Annotated in this window: 13 protein-coding genes and 1 pseudogene; 3 read left to right on the top strand and 11 right to left on the bottom strand. The window is 66.1% G+C overall.

The window, feature by feature from the left end:
• Window position 1: 1 nt before the first annotated feature.
• Both ASE91_RS01405 and ASE91_RS01400 read right to left on the bottom strand, forming a co-directional pair.
• Complete coding sequence (locus ASE91_RS01405) at window positions 2–1,960, bottom strand: serine hydrolase domain-containing protein (protein WP_056622002.1); 1,959 nt, start codon at window positions 1,958–1,960, stop codon at window positions 2–4.
• 72 nt (window positions 1,961–2,032) lie between these two features.
• A complete protein-coding gene (locus ASE91_RS01400; protein WP_055998873.1) occupies window positions 2,033–2,629 on the bottom strand; it encodes an ankyrin repeat domain-containing protein in 597 nt (198 codons plus the stop codon).
• A gap of 55 nt (window positions 2,630–2,684) precedes the next feature.
• Between ASE91_RS01400 and ASE91_RS01395 the strand changes: the two genes are divergently transcribed.
• From ASE91_RS01395 to ASE91_RS01385, 3 genes are read left to right on the top strand one after another with little or no spacing between them, the layout of a single operon-like run.
• Window positions 2,685–3,293, top strand: coding sequence for an SCO family protein (locus ASE91_RS01395; protein ID WP_055999231.1), 609 nt, complete (start codon window positions 2,685–2,687; stop codon window positions 3,291–3,293).
• Window positions 3,290–3,724: a YcgN family cysteine cluster protein gene (locus tag ASE91_RS01390; RefSeq protein WP_414889018.1), complete on the top strand. Its 435-nt coding sequence runs from the start codon at window positions 3,290–3,292 to the stop codon at window positions 3,722–3,724. The genes ASE91_RS01395 and ASE91_RS01390 overlap by 4 nt, the downstream gene beginning before the upstream one ends.
• A complete protein-coding gene (locus ASE91_RS01385) occupies window positions 3,721–4,515 on the top strand; it encodes a M48 family metallopeptidase (RefSeq protein WP_056622001.1) in 795 nt (264 codons plus the stop codon). Before ASE91_RS01390 ends, ASE91_RS01385 begins: the two co-directional genes overlap by 4 nt.
• Here ASE91_RS01385 and ASE91_RS01380 read toward each other — a convergent pair.
• The 9 genes and pseudogenes from ASE91_RS01380 to infB all read right to left on the bottom strand — a co-directional run bounded on the left by ASE91_RS01380 (window position 4,482) and on the right by infB (window position 15,102).
• On the bottom strand, window positions 4,482–6,629 hold the full coding sequence (locus ASE91_RS01380) for a transglycosylase domain-containing protein (RefSeq protein WP_056622000.1): 2,148 nt from the start codon (window positions 6,627–6,629) through the stop codon (window positions 4,482–4,484). The two genes, ASE91_RS01385 and ASE91_RS01380, sit on opposite strands and share 34 nt — an antisense overlap.
• Window positions 6,630–6,765: 136 nt before the next feature.
• A complete protein-coding gene (gene pnp, locus ASE91_RS01375) occupies window positions 6,766–9,117 on the bottom strand; it encodes a polyribonucleotide nucleotidyltransferase (protein WP_056621998.1) in 2,352 nt (783 codons plus the stop codon).
• 230 nt (window positions 9,118–9,347) lie between these two features.
• Window positions 9,348–9,617, bottom strand: a complete 270-nt coding sequence (gene rpsO, locus ASE91_RS01370; RefSeq protein WP_055757416.1) for a 30S ribosomal protein S15 — start codon at window positions 9,615–9,617, stop codon at window positions 9,348–9,350.
• Between the two features lie 11 nt (window positions 9,618–9,628).
• Window positions 9,629–10,057, bottom strand: a pseudogene (locus ASE91_RS18540) (tRNA pseudouridine(55) synthase TruB); the annotation flags it as partial.
• A gap of 1 nt (window position 10,058) precedes the next feature.
• The coding region (truB, locus tag ASE91_RS01365) for a tRNA pseudouridine(55) synthase TruB (protein ID WP_156357610.1) at window positions 10,059–10,640 on the bottom strand (582 nt) is incomplete at its 3' end.
• A complete protein-coding gene (locus ASE91_RS01360) occupies window positions 10,640–11,215 on the bottom strand; it encodes a thymidine kinase (RefSeq protein ID WP_056621997.1) in 576 nt (191 codons plus the stop codon). The genes ASE91_RS01360 and truB, both read right to left, overlap by 1 nt.
• Entirely contained in the window at window positions 11,216–11,629 is a 414-nt protein-coding gene (gene rbfA / locus ASE91_RS01355) for a 30S ribosome-binding factor RbfA (RefSeq protein WP_055998882.1), read from the bottom strand.
• A 3-nt stretch (window positions 11,630–11,632) separates the two neighbouring features.
• Window positions 11,633–12,238 (bottom strand): hypothetical protein, encoded by a 606-nt coding sequence (locus ASE91_RS01350; RefSeq protein WP_156357600.1) that lies wholly within the window; start codon window positions 12,236–12,238, stop codon window positions 11,633–11,635.
• Window positions 12,235–15,102, bottom strand: a complete 2,868-nt coding sequence (gene infB / locus ASE91_RS01345) for a translation initiation factor IF-2 (RefSeq protein ID WP_056621993.1) — start codon at window positions 15,100–15,102, stop codon at window positions 12,235–12,237. The genes ASE91_RS01350 and infB overlap by 4 nt, the downstream gene beginning before the upstream one ends.
• Window positions 15,103–15,105: the final 3 nt, after the last annotated feature.

Here is a 15,105-nt window from a genome sequence, read left to right as displayed (position 1 = left end):
GTTACGACGCCGCTTCCTCCCAGACATATTCATGCTGGTTGTCGTTCAGCACGATCGTGCGCCTGTCCCCGCGTTTCCCCGCCAGCAGGTCGAAGCCGAGCATCCCGGGCGACAGGGTGACGAGCGAGACGGTGCCGTCCTTGTTGCGCTTTAGGCCCGCATCGGACCACATCGACGTGGCGCGTAGCTCCATCTTGCCACCCGTATAGCGGATCGTCAGCGGGCCAAGATCGGCATTGGTATAGCGCCCGACATAGGGGGCCGCTTCGGCTGCGCTGATGTCCTGATCCACTTCGCTGCGCAATTTGGCCATCGCTTCGTCGGAGCGCTTGGCGGCCGAAGCGATATTCTCGGCGGCCTCGGGCTTTCCGTCATAAAGCAGTTCGAGCAGCCGCCGCTTGACCCCTTCGGTCAGGGTATAGCCGCTTTCGGCATTGGTCAGCACCACGACGCCGACCTTTGCCGACGGAACGGCGAACCAGTTGCTCTTGTAGCCGAACATGCTGCCGCCATGCTGGATAACCGACACGCCCTTGCTGGAATCGTCCTCCAATCCCATCCCGTACCACATCTGCTCGCCGACCGGCACGTTGTGCACGCGCCGTGCGAGCAAGTTGGCGGCCGACAACAGCCGCTTGCCCGACGGCAACATGCCTTCGTCGAGTTCGTCGCGGACATAGAGCGCCATGTCGTGCGCCGACGACCATGCACCACCCGCCGGACGATAGGGGACGACGGTATCGTTGTAGCGGACATCGACCTTCGCCAGGCGGTCGTTGATGTCGGTATCATAGGGCTTGGCCCAATCGCCGGCCATTGCCTTCGCATTGCTGAACGTCGTCGCCCGCATCTCCAGCGGATCGAAGATGCGTTCCTGCATCGCCCGGTCGAACGCCGCGCCGATTTCCATGTCGGGATAGAGGATGTGGGCGCCCAGATAGCCGGCCGCGCTCGCCATCAGGTTGTTGTACTGGAACACCTCCCCAAAACCGCTGGTCGGCTGGGTCGCGGCCAGTTGCGCAAAGGTCTCCTGCGGACCGGTATCGGCACGGGTGTTGAACAGCCACTGCATATCCTTGCGCGGCAATCCGGTACAGGCGCAGACCAGATGCTTGACCAGTACCTTCTGCGTCGTCGCCGCGTCGCCCAGTTTGAAGCCGGGCATATAATCGATCACCGGCCGGTCCCAGTCGAGCCGCCCCTGATCGACCAGCGTCGCAAGCAGCAGCGTCGCCATGCCCTTGGTATTCGACGCGATCATGAACAGCGTGTCTTTGTCGACCGGCTTGGCCGAAGCGACGTCCTTCACGCCGATCCCGCCTTCATAGACGATCCGGTCATGATCGATGATCGCAAGGCCGACCCCGGGAATCTTCAGCGTCGTCATCGATGTCCGCACGAACTGTTTCAGGGCCTCGATCCGCGCCGCGTCCATGCGATGCGCCGGCTTGCCCGCGAAATTCTCCTTCTGAAATCCCGTCGGACGCAGCGTTTCGGCGGAGGTGTTGAATTGCCCGCTGCGCTTGGCGATCGTCGCCAGCGCGCCCTCGACCGCAACGATGGTCCATGCTGTACCGTGTCGGAACGCGACCGCCTGCGCCATCGCCTTTTCGGCGGGCGGGACATCATAGCTCACGACGACGATCTCGTCCCAGCCTTCGCGCGCCGGGACTTTCTGCGTCAGGTGCGGCGGGCGGGCGAAACTGGGCAGCGCCTGCTTCCATGCCTGTACGACCGCGTCCGATGCGTCGCGGGCAGTGGTAACCGGTACGATTGCGACGCGCAGGTCATTCTCGGGCGGCGTGAAGCGGACCACATCATTGGTCCGCACCATCGCCCAGCCGACCGGCGGCACCAGGGTGGCACCCGCACCAACCGGGATCGCGGTCGACTGCGCCAGAGCCGGCCCGGCGATGACTTGCGCGATGCAAATTGCGGCGGCGGTTATGATAGTCTTCATGGTGCTCCCCCCAGATGCCCGGGCGAAGACTGCGCCTGGATCCTGCGAGTCGGCAAGCGAAACCGTCGGCCGTTACAGGCTGGGACCAGCGACCGGTGCCTTCGCTGCCTTCGCAGGATTGTCGTCGATGGTCTTTAGCAGCACCGGCGTACGCGTATCGCGCTTCGCATAGTCACGCGCCGACAGGCCGGCCATGACGTCGGGCTGATCTGGATTGGCCCCGGCGGCGATGAGGGTGCGGACCATGTCGACGTTGCGCAGTTGCACCGCGCGGATCAGTGGCGTCTCGCCGCTGCTGTTGCCTAGGTTCAGGTTCGCCTTGCGCGCGACGAGCGCGTTGATCGCCTCGACCGATCCGGCCTCGACCGCCAGCAGCGCGGGGGTATTGCCGCGATTGTCCTGGATATTGGGGTTCGCGCCCTTGGCAAGCAGGAAGCGCAGATAGGTCAGGTTGCCGTTCTTCGCGACGATGTGCAGCGCACTTTCGCCGGTTGAGCGGTCCTTGGTATTGATGATCGTCTGGCCCGGCTGGCCGAGGATGTCGTTGACCTTGTTCCCGTCCTCGTCGCGAACCGCCTTCAGGAACACATAGCCCGGCGACATCTGCTGCGCTCCGGCGGCGGCGGGCAGCATCAGCGCGGCGGCGAGGAGAAGACGGATGGCGGACATGGGAACAGGCTCCGAAAGGACGTTACGCGGCTTGCAAGGCGTCGCCTATCAGATCATGGCTGGCAACACCATGAACAGCATCGTCCGTACCCTCGCGCCAGCGCTCGCGCTGGCCCTTGCCGCCTGTGGCGGGCAGGCCGAATCGCCGGGTGCCCCGCCGCTGGCAGGTGCGCGCATCGGCGGGCCGTTCGTCCTGACCGATCCCGCGGGCAAGGTGGTGCGCGACACCGACTTCGCCGGCAAATGGCGGATCATGTATTTCGGCTATACCTATTGCCCCGATGTCTGCCCGGTCGATGTCCAGAATATCGCGGCGGGGCTGAAGGCGTTCGAGGACGAAGCGCCCGAATTGGGTGCGAAGGTCGTGCCGATCTTCATCACCGTCGATCCCGAACGCGATACCCCGGCGGTGGTCGGCAAGTTCGTCTCCGCCTTTCACCCGCGTATGGTTGGCCTTACCGGCAGTGCGCAGGCGATCGCCGATGCGGCGCGTGCCTACGGCGTCACCTATGCCAAGTCGCAGCCGCCCGGTGCCACCGAATATCTGATGGACCATAGCCGCACCGCGATCCTGATGGACCCGCAGGGCCGCCCGGTGGCGCTGCTGCCACAGGAAGAGGGCGGCCCGGCGGTTGCCGCCGAGCTGAAGAAGTGGGTCCGGTGAGCGGGCGCTTCTGGGAAGACCTGCCGCTGGCGGCGCTCGACCGCGCGCAATGGGAAGCCTTGTGCGATGGCTGCGGCAAATGCTGCCTCCACAAGCTGGAGGATGAGGATACCGGCGAAATCCATGCGACCAACGTCGCGTGCAAGCTGCTCGACCGGCGCATGGGCCAGTGCAGCGACTATCGCCACCGCCATGCCTATGTTCCCGAATGCGTGCGATTGAACGCCCGCAACGTCGGCGATATAGAATGGCTGCCCTCGACCTGTGCCTATCGCCTGCGTAACGAGGGCAAGCCGTTGCCCGACTGGCATTATCTGAACAGCGGCGACCGCGAGAGCGTCCATGCCGCCGGCCAGTCGACGCGGGGTTGGACGGTATCGGAGAATGACGTCGGCGACCTCGAACATCACCTGACCGACCGGACGCTGTGATCGAGGGGGTCGAGGTCGTCCGCCATCCGCGCGCACGGGTCGCGCGGCTGTCGGTCGATCCGACGACCGGTCGGGTGCGCCTCACCGTGCCGAAGCGGATGGCACTGGCCAAGGCGGTGGCATGGGCGGGTGAGAAGGCCGAGTGGATCGCGGCGCAGCGCGCGAAGCTGCCGCAGGGCCGGCCGTTCGTCGATGGCGCGACGGTGCCGGTGGCGGATCGGCCGGTACGGCTACGGTGGATCGAGGGCGGGTCGCGGACGGTGCGCTACGTCCCCGCCGTAGACCGTGCCCCCGCGCAGGCGGGGGCCCAGGGCCAAGCAGAAACCGCGTCAGCGATGCTGGCTCTGGATCCCCGCCTGCGCGGGGATACGGCCGCCGATAACGGATGGCTCCTCACCTGCGGCGGCCCGATCGAACAATTCCCCGCCCGCATCGAACGCTGGCTCAAGCGCGAGGCGCACCGCCTGCTCGCCGAAGACACCGCGCACTATGCCGCAAAGGCCGGCGTCACCGTGGCGCAGGTCGCGATCGGCGACCCCAAGGCGCGCTGGGGCAGTTGCAGTTCGACGGGCACGATCCGCTATAGCTGGCGGCTGTTGCTCGCCCCCGGCTTCGTCCGCCGGGCGACCGTCGCGCATGAGGTCGCGCACCGTGTGCACATGCATCACGGTCCCGCCTTCCACGCACTGGTCGCCGACCTGTTCGAGGGCGATCCCGATACCGCCCGCCGCTGGTTGCGCGCGGAAGGGGCGGCGCTTCACTGGTTCGGGCGCGCGTCCTCTTCGGAATAGCCGGGCGGCGGCGGCTGACGACGGTCGGGCGTCGGCCGACGTTGTGCCGGCACGGGCTGCTCGGGACGCTGCTGCCCCCGGCCGAGCGCACGGTCGATCCAGTCCTGATCGAGCTGTTCGTCGGGCACGCGCGGCTGCACCGGCGTTTCGTCGTCGTCCGGTTCGGTCTGCGGGTCGCCGGGGCGCGGCTGTTCGATGGGGTTGCCGTCGGGATCGACATAGACCCGGTCGTCGGGCGCGCCGTAATAGCTCTCCGCGTCGGGCTCCTCCTGCCATTCGGGCAGCGTCACCTTGGTATTGAACTCCTCGACCGGGCGGTTCGCCACCGCCTGTCGCATGAATGCGGCAAAGGCGCGGGCCGGGGCGGTGCCGCCCTGCAGCCCGCCGACCGCCTTCGCATCATCGCGGCCCATCCAGACGCCGGTGGTGATGCCGGACGAGAAGCCCATGAACCAGCCGTCCTTGTACGAACTGGTCGTGCCGGTCTTGCCCGCAACGGGGCGCCCGATCTGCGCCGCGCGACCCGTACCGGTATTGACCGCGGTCTGGAGCAGGTCGGTCATCTGCTGGGCGACATAGGGCGCGACCAGAACCCGCGAACTGTCGACCTGATGCTGGTAGATCACCGATCCGTTGGCAGTCACGCGGGTGATTCCGTACGGGACGACCGCCGTCCCGCCACTGGCGACCGAGGCATAGGCACGGGTCAGGTCGATGAGCCGCACGTCGGAGGTGCCCAGCACCATCGCCGGCTTGGTATTGATCGGGGTGGTGATACCGAAGCGGCGCGCCATGTCGGCGACGGTCGCGAAGCCGACCTCCTGCCCCAGCCGGGCCGACACGGTGTTCAACGAATAGGCGAAGGCGGTGCGCAGCGACACCTGCCCGCTATAGCGGCGCGACGCGTTGCGCGGGGTCCAGCCGTCGATCGTGATCGGCGCGTCGTTGACCTGGCTGTCGGGGTTCATGCCTGCTTCGAGTGCGGAGAGGTAGACGAACAGCTTCCACGCCGACCCCGGCTGGCGGGTCGCCTGCGTCGCGCGGTTGTAGATCGACGACACATAGTCCTTGCCGCCAACCATCGCCCGCACCGCACCGTCGCGGTCGAGCGCAACCAGCGCGCCCTGTACCCCGGCGGGGGCGTTGGCACGGATCGCGGTGTCCGCGCTCTGCTGCATCGACGGGTCGAGCGTGGTCCACACGTCGAGCGGCGCTTCGGTTTCGTCGATCAGCGTTTCGAGCTGCGGCAACGCCCAGTCGGTGAAATAGCGGACGCTGTTCTGCTGCGGTTCGGGGGCCAGCTTGATCGCCTTCGGATCGGCGTCCATCGCCTGACTCGCGGTGATCGCGCCGGTTTCCTGCATCAGCTTCAGCACGACGCCGGCGCGACCGACCGCCGCCTCGGCATCGGCGGTCGGCGAATAGCGCGACGGTGCCTTGACCAGCCCGGCGATCACCGCCGCCTCGGACAGCGACAGATCGGTGCCGGGATGGTTGAAGAAGCGCCGCGACGCCGCGTCGATGCCGTATGCACCGCCGCCGAAATACACCTTGTTCAGATAGAGTTCGAGAATCTGGTTCTTGGTGAACTTGCGTTCCAGCGCCAGCGCGAGGATGATCTCGCGGAATTTGCGCCCGACCGTGTAGCTGTTCGACAGGAAGATGGTGCGCGCGACCTGCTGCGTGATCGTCGATGCGCCCTGCAGCCGCCGGCCGGTACCGCGCGTCTCGATCGCGAATTTGGTGATGCGCGCGAGTGCCACCGGATCGACGCCCCAGTGCGACCGGAACCGGCGGTCCTCGACCGCGACCATCGCCTCGCGCATCGGAACGGGGATCTGCGAATACGGAATCCATTCGCCATAACTCGGCCCCAGCGAGACGAGGATCGACCCGTCGGCGGCCCGTACGCGGATCATCTGTCCGTTGGGTGAGGATTTGAGCTGGCTGAAGCTGGGGATATGCGACCTGGCATTATAGACCGCAACGACCAGCGCGATCGCGGCCATCACCGCAAGGCCGAACCCGATCCCCAACGTCCAGCGCAGGATGCGCCGCCAACGGGATGGAGCGGCGGCGGGCCGCTTTTGCGGACGTTGGGAAGAGCGTGCCATGAAGATGCGCCGGATACCGCTTCCGGGCGGGGGGGCACAAGCCCTGTGCGACGGTATGCCCGCGACTTGCCCCATGCCGCCCAACAAAAAAGGGCCCGCGTTGCCGCGAGCCCTTCCTTAACCGGATCGCGAACGATCAGTTGTCGGTGATGAACGACGGCAGGCCGGCATTGCCGCCTTCGTCCTTGCCCTCTTCGCGACGCGGACGGTCGCCGCGGTCACGGCGCGGGCCGCGATCGCCACCGTCGCGGCGCGGGCCACGATCGCCGCCTTCGCCACGAGGACCACGATCGCCACCATCACGGCCGCTGCCGTCACGGCGCGGACCACGCGGACCACGGTCGCCGCCTTCGCGCGGTTCGCGCGCCGGACGCGAGTCTTCCAGTTCTGCGCCGCTTTCCTGATCGACGACGCGCATCGACAGGCGAACCTTGCCGCGCGGATCGACTTCCAGAACCTTGACCTTCACTTCCTGGCCTTCGGACAGGACGTCGGCGACCTTTTCGACCCGCTCGTTGCGGATTTCCGAAACGTGGACGAGACCGTCCTTGCCGCCCATGAAGTTCACGAACGCACCGAAATCGACGAGATTGACGACCTTGCCGTTGTAGATCTTGCCGACCTCGGCCTCTTCGACCAGGCCCTTGATCCAGTTGATCGCGGCTTCGATCTGCGCCGGATCGGACGACGACACCTTGATGACGCCCTCGTCGTCGATGTCGACCTTCGCGCCGGTGGTGGCGACGATCTCACGGATCACCTTGCCGCCGGTACCGATCACTTCACGGATCTTCGACTTGTCGATCGTGAAGGTTTCGATGCGCGGGGCATGTGCCGACAGCTCGGTGCGGGTCTCGCCCAGCGCCTTGGCCATTTCGCCGAGGATGTGCGCGCGGCCTTCACTGGCCTGTGCCAGCGCGACCTTCATGATCTCTTCGGTGATGCCGGCGATCTTGATGTCCATCTGCAGGCTGGTGATGCCCTCGCTGGTGCCCGCCACCTTGAAATCCATGTCGCCAAGGTGATCCTCGTCGCCGAGGATGTCGCTGATGACCGCGTAATCCTTGCCCTCAAGGATCAGGCCCATCGCGATGCCCGACACCGGACGCTTGAGCGGTACGCCCGCATCCATCATCGACAGCGAACCGCCGCACACCGTCGCCATCGACGACGAGCCGTTCGACTCGGTAATGTCCGACAGGACGCGGATCGTGTACGGGAACTCGTCCTTCGACGGCAGCACCGGGTTCAGGGCGCGCCATGCGAGCTTGCCGTGACCGACTTCGCGGCGGCCCGGCGCACCGAAGCGGCCGACTTCACCGACCGAATAGGGCGGGAAGTTATAGTGCAGCATGAAACGTTCATAGTGCAGGCCGTTCAGCCCGTCGATCATCTGCTCGGCGTCCTTGGTGCCGAGCGTGGTCGTGCAGATCGCCTGCGTCTCACCCCGGGTGAACAGCGCCGAACCGTGCGCGCGCGGCAGGAAGTGGACCATCGACTCGATCGGGCGGACCGTCTTCGTGTCGCGACCGTCAATGCGGCGGCCGTCCTTCAGAATGGCGGTGCGAACGATCTCGGCTTCCAGCTTCTTCACGAGCTTGAGCGTGCCGAGATACTGCGCCGGATCGCTTTCCTTCAGGTCGGCAAGGGCTTCGCGCGCCTTGGTGCGGGCGTCGTTGATCGCGTTCTGGCGGGCCTGCTTGTCGGTCAGCTTGTACGCGGCGGCAAGATCCTTGCCGATCAGCGTCTTCAGCTTCTTCTTCGCAGCCGATTGGTCGGCGACGGAGGCCAGTTCCCACGGCTCCTTGGCGGCCTGTTCGGCCAGATCGATGATGCAGTTCACGATCTTCTTCGACGCGTCGTGCGCGAATACGACGGCGCCCAGCATGATCTCTTCCGAAAGCTCCTTGGCTTCCGATTCGACCATCATCACCGCGTCGCCGGTGGCGGCGACGACCAGGTCGAGATCGCCGATCTTCACCTGATCCAGCGTCGGGTTCAGGATATATTCGCCATCGACATAGCCGACGCGCGCCGCGCCGATCGGGCCCATGAACGGCACGCCCGAAATGGTCAGCGCCGCCGATGCCGCGATCATCGCGACGATGTCCGGCTCGTTTTCGCCGTCATAGCTCAGCACCTGGGCGATGACGTTGATTTCGTTGTAGAAGCCTTCGGGAAACAGCGGGCGGATCGGACGGTCGATCAGGCGGCTGGTCAGCGTTTCCTTTTCGGTCGCACCGCGTTCGCGCTTGAAGAAGCCGCCGGGGATACGGCCCGCGGCCGAATATTTTTCCTGATAATGGACGGTCAGCGGGAAGAAGTCCTGCCCTTCCTTGACCGAGCGTGCGGCGGTGACCGCGCACAGCACCACGGTCTCACCCAACGTCGCGATGACCGCGCCGTCGGCCTGACGGGCGACGCGGCCCGTTTCGAGGGTCAGCGTCTTGCCGCCCAGGTCCATGGTGCTTTTCTTGATATCGAACATGTCGTTTCCTTTACGCCGGCGGCCGGATGCGCGCCGGGGCAGCTTGGGTGGAGGTCCACCCCGAGTGTCGGACCGTTAGGCCCGGTGTCCCGCATCGCCGGATTGCGGCGGGACGGCTTGGCCGGAGATCCGGTCGCAAAGCCTATACCCCGTTTTGCGGGGAATTGGGTGACGGAGTTCGTGCCGCCCCACATGGAAAAAGGGCGGCCCGTCGGACCGCCCTTTCTTCGTTACTTCCGAAGGCCTAGCTTCGCGATCAGCGTCGTATAACGCTCCGCGTCCTTCTTCTTCAGATAGTCGAGCAGCGAACGCCGCTTGTTGACCAGCATCAGCAGACCGCGACGCGAATGATTGTCCTTCGCATGGGTCTTGAAGTGCTCGGTCAGGTTCTGGATGCGGGTGGTCAGGATCGCGACCTGCACTTCAGGGCTGCCGGTGTCGCCTTCGGCGCGGGCATGTTCCTGAATGAGGGCCTGACGGTTCTCAGCGGTAATCGACATCGTCGTCCTTTCTATTCGAGGTTGAAGCCGCGCACGACACGGGTTTCCCCGTCGAGTGTCTCGACCAGCGCCACCGGCACATCGTCCAGTGTTGCGAAGCCCAGACCGTCGTCCGCTGCAAACCCGATCAGTCGAAGCCCCTTGCGGAGCCGCCCTGCCTGATCGGGGTTCAGGGACAGAGCCGGGATGTCGTCCAGCCCCGCCCCCAGTGGCAGGAGCGTTTCTTCAAGCGCGTGGCCCTTACCCAATTCCGCCAGTTTGTCCAGCGAAATGGCCGATTCGAGGGTGAATGGGCCGGCTTTGGTGCGTCGAAGCATGGTGACGTGGCCGACCGTGCCGAGCGCCAGCGCGATGTCGCGCGCGAGGGAGCGGATATAGGTGCCCTTGGAAACGAAGGCGGAGAGGGTGATTTCGTTTAGCTCCTCCCCAGCATGGGGAGGNGGGGGGGGGGGGGGGGGGGGGGGGGGGGGGGGGGGGGGTAGCTGCATCCACAGCGGTTGCGTCCGGCGGCGAGCCCCCTCCACCAGCTTCGCTGGTCCCCCTCCCCGTGCCGGGGAGGATTTGCAGAGAGAACACCGTCACCTTCCGCGTCGCGAGGACGACCTCTTCCCCCTTGCGCGCAAGGTCATAGGCCCTCTCGCCATCGACCTTCAGCGCCGAAAAGGCGGGCGGCACCTGTTCGATCGGGCCGGTGAAGCGCGCCAGCACCGATTCGATGTCGGCAAGCGTCGGTCGAACAGGCGACTCGGCAATGACCTTCCCTTCAAGATCGAGCGTATCGGTCTGCGCACCGAAGCGAATCGTGAAATCATAGCGTTTCGAGGCATCGAGCATCCGCCCGGCCAGCTTCGTCGCTTCGCCGATCGCGACCGGCAGCACGCCCGTCGCCAGCGGATCGAGCGTCCCGCCATGGCCGACCTTGTGCTTGCCATAGCCGCCTTCGCGCAGGGCGCGCTTCACCGCCGAGACGATCTGTGTCGATCCGGGGCCGAGCGGTTTGTCGATGATGATCCAGCCGTGCATCAGCGCATCGCCTCGCAGAAATGGCGGCGGCACAGCGCGACATAGCGGTCGTTGCCGCCGATCTCGGTCTGTTGCCCGTCGCGGACGGCGCGGCCTTGCGCATCGACGCGCAGGTTCATCGTCGCCTTCCGGCCGCAGGTGCAAACCGATTTGAGTTCGATCAGCGCATCCGCGATTGCCAGCAGTCGGGCCGAACCGGGGAAGAGGCTTCCCCGAAAATCGGTGCGCAGGCCATAGGCAAGGACGGGTACGCCGAGGTCGTCGGCAACCTTCGCCAGTTGGTCGACCTGCTCCGCCGACAGAAACTGCGCTTCATCGACCAACACGCAGCCGACGGCGTGCTGCCGATGCTGCGCAGCGACACTTTCGAGCAGATCGGTGTCCGCGTCGAACGGCGTCGCCGGCGCGGACAGGCCGATCCGCGACCCGATCGTGCCAGTCCCCTCGCGGGTGTCGATCGCGGCCGTGAACAGCAACGTGGTCAGGCCGCGCTCCCGATAGTTGAAATCGGCCTGCAGCAGCGTCGTCGATTTGCCGGCGTTCATCGAGGCATAATAGAAATAGAGCTTGGCCACTCAGTCCTCGGCCCCGGCCTCGCTATCGCCCGGTTCCAGATCGCGCGCGACCTTGGGATCGCGCAGCAGCTGTTCGATGCGGGTGCCTTCGTCGAAACTCTCATCGATCAGGAATTTGAGTTTGGCGGCGTATTTCAGATTCACCCGCCGTGCGACCTCCGACTGGAGATACGCGGTATTGGTGCGCAGGGCCTTGAGCACCAGCTGCTCGTCCTTGCCGAGCAGCGGCTTCACGAACACCGTCGCATGGCGCAGGTCGGGCGACATCCGGACTTCGGTGACCGACACCAGATGCTTTTCCAGCACCGGGTCATGCACATCGCCGCGCGCAAGAATTTCGGACAGGATATGGCGGACCTGTTCGCCAACGCGCAGCAGGCGGACGGAGCGGGTTTCGGGCGTGGTTTCTGACATGATCTAACCGAATTGACAGTGGAACCAGTGACTGTCGAGTCGCTGGCACCAGATGGTGTTGTTGCCGAAGGTGGTTCGAATGTCGGCGGCGACCGGTCCGCCGTTCCAGCCGCGCGCGCCGGTCATATGGTGGGTGGGATCATGGACGATCCCGCTCCACGCGCCGAGCATCCCGTTACCGGTCAGAAAGGCGGTGCGCGAGCCGCTACGCTCGACCCCGCCGATGCCGGCAGGAGCGGGACCGCCACTCAACGCCGCGTCGAACGCCGCCCGCTCCGACCGTAGTCGCCACCATGAGGGCGCGACATGCGACCAGTAGAGCGCGTGATTCGCCGCGAACATCGCAAACGGAATGGCCATCAGCGGCATCGCCGCGAGCAGCAATGCCGGGATGCCCGCATCGCGTGATCGCCACGCCTGCACAATGCCGTCGATCGCCAGCGCGAACCAGATACAGCCGAGCAGCGGTAGAACAACCAGCATCGCCCAGCCACTCAGCGCATTGGCGACGAACAACACCGCCGCCCCGCCGATCACCCATGCCGTTGCAAGGCGCAGCCGGGGGCGGAGCGTGGCGGCAAGGGTTGCCCCTTGCCGCCCGTCAATCACAGCGTGCGATCGCGCAGTTCGACTTCGTAGGTTTCAAGGAAGTCGCCCGCCTTGATGTCGGTGAAGTTCTGCGTGAACGTGACACCGCATTCGAGGCCCGCGCGCACTTCGGGAACATCGTCCTTGAAGCGACGCAGCGACGCGATCTCACCCTGGTAGATGATGACATCGTTGCGCGTGATGCGTGCCTTGAGCGCCTTGCGGATGATCCCTTCGACCACCAGCAGACCGGCGGCCCGACCATGCTTGCCCGCCGAGAAGACCTCGCGGATTTCGGCACGGCCGACGACGGTTTCGAACGCTTCCGGACCCAGCGTACCCGCCATGCCCGCGCGAATATCGTCGGTCAGCGTATAGATGACGTCGTAATATTTGAACGCCACCTTGTTCCGCTCGGCGATTTCGCGCGCCTTGGCATTGGGACGGGTGTTGAAGCCGATGATCGGCGCACCCGATGCCGCCGCCAGCGTCACGTCACTCTCGGTGATGCCGCCGACACCCGAATGCAGGATGCGCACCCGGATATCGTCGGTCGAGATCTTGTTGAGCGCACCAACGATGGCTTCGACCGACCCCTGGGTATCGGCCTTGACCACCAACGGATATTCGATCGCCTGCTTCGACTTGAGCGCCGAGAACATGCTCTCGAGGCTCGCCGGTGCCTGAGTCGTGCGCTTCTGGAGCAGCACGCTCTGGCGATATTCGGCGACCTCGCGGGCACGCGCTTCGCTCTCGACGACCTGCAGCGGATCCCCCGCCATCGGCACGCCCGACAGGCCCAGCACCTCGACGGGCGTCGACGGACCGGCTTCCTTCACCTGACGCCCCTTGTCGTCGATCAGCGCACGGACTTTGCCGCTTTCCGCACCGACGACGAACACATCGCCCACCTTCAGCGTGCCGCGACGAACCAGCACGGTCGCGACCGGACCACGGCCCTTGTCGAGCTTCGCCTCGATCACGCTGCCTTCGGCGGCACGATCGGGGTTGGCCTGCAACTCGAGCAGTTCGGCCTGAAGCTGGATCTTCTCGATCAGTTCCTCAAGGCCGGTCTTCTTGAGCGCCGATACTTCGACGTCCTGGGTTTCGCCGCCCATTTCCTCGACCTGCACGTCATGTTCCAGCAGGCGTTCACGAATACGCTGCGGGTTCGCCTCGTGCTTGTCGACCTTGTTGATCGCGACGATCATCGGCTTGCCGGCGGCACGCGTATGATGGATCGCCTCGATCGTCTGCGGCATCAGGCCATCATCGGCGGCGACCGCCAGAATGACGATGTCGGTCACGTCGGCACCGCGTGCGCGCATCTCGCTGAACGCTTCGTGGCCCGGCGTATCGAGGAAGGTGATCCGCGACTTGTCCTTCATCGTCACCTGATAGGCACCGATATGCTGGGTGATGCCACCGGCCTCGCCGCGCACGACGTCGGTCCCGCGCAATGCGTCGAGCAGCGAGGTCTTGCCGTGATCGACATGGCCCATGATCGTGACGACCGGCGGGCGCGGACGCAGCGATTCGACGGCGTCTTCACCCGTGTCGAGCGCGAGGTCGATGTCCGAATCGCTGACGCGGACGATGTTGTGGCCGAATTCGGTCACCAGCAATTCGGCGGTGTCCTGGTCGATCGTTTGCGTCATCGTAACGGGCGAACCCATCTTGAACAGCGTCTTGACCAGATCCGCACCCTTTTCGGCCATGCGGTTGGCGAGTTCCTGCACGGTGATGGTTTCGGGAACCTGCACGTCGCGGACCTGCTTGATCTGCGGCTCGCGCGGGCCACCAAAGCCACGCTTTTCCTTCTCGCGCGCACGCTTCAGCGCAGCGAGGCTACGCGAGCGCGCACCATCGTCGCCCAAGGCGCGCGTGACGGTCAGCTTGCCCGACTGACGGCGATCGTCGCCCTTGCGGTCACGCGACGGTGCGGGACGCGCCGGCTCGTTGCGACGCGGGGTAGCCTGACCCGAGCCCGACGGACCGGGACGCGCGGGTTGACCGCCAGCCGCCGGGCGGGCGGCAGGCGTCGCTGCCGCAGCGGCGACGGGTGCGGAGGCCGGCTCAGGCTTGGGCTGCGGCTTGGGGATTTCGGGACGCTGCACCGGGGTGAAGCGACGCGGCGCCGGCCGGTTGGGGTCGGCGGTGAGGACGATCGGCGGCGGTGCCGGGGCAGGTGCGACGGCCGGACGCGGTGCAGGACGTACCGGTGCAGGCTTGGCCGCAACCGGCGCGGGTGCCGGCGTCGGCTTGGGCGCAGGCGTCTCCGCGACCGGTTCCGGTGCCGGGGTCGGCTCCGCGACGGGCGGTGGTGCTGCCTCGACCGGGGCCGGGGCAGGCGTCGGCTCGGGAGCCGGCGTCGGTTCCGGGGCTGGTTCGGCAACCGGCGCGGGCGTCGGTTCCGGTGCAGGTGCCGGGGTCGGTTCCGGAGCAGGCGTCGGATCGGCGGCGGCGCGTGCCTTTTCCTCGACACGGGCACGCTCGGCCTCGACGGCTTCGCGGGCGAGGCGTTCGTCGCGACGACGATGTTCCTCGGCCGCGTTCATTCGCGCCTCTTCGGCCTCGCGCAACAGCTTGGCCTGCAATTCGTGACGCGACAGACCGGCATTGCTGGCCGCCGGACGCGGGGCAGGGGCCGCCGGCGCGGGGGCCGGACGCTGCTGTGCGGGCGTCGCTTCGGGTGCTGCCTGTTCGACGGGCTGCTGTTCTTCGCCGGGACGGCCAAGCACACGGCGGCGCTTCACCTCCACGACCACCGTGTTGGAGCGGCCATGGCTGAAGCTCTGCTTCACCTTGCCGGTTTCCACGGTGCGCTTGAGGCCGAGCGGCGCGCGGGTGCCCAGCTTCGGCTTGTCGTTGTCGATGTCGCTCATCCG

It is taken from the genome of Sphingomonas sp. Leaf62 (assembly GCF_001421915.1).
GTDB lineage: Bacteria > Pseudomonadota > Alphaproteobacteria > Sphingomonadales > Sphingomonadaceae > Sphingomonas.
Note: the sequence above shows the minus strand (reverse complement) of the source record. Positions and strands in the feature narration are given on the sequence as shown.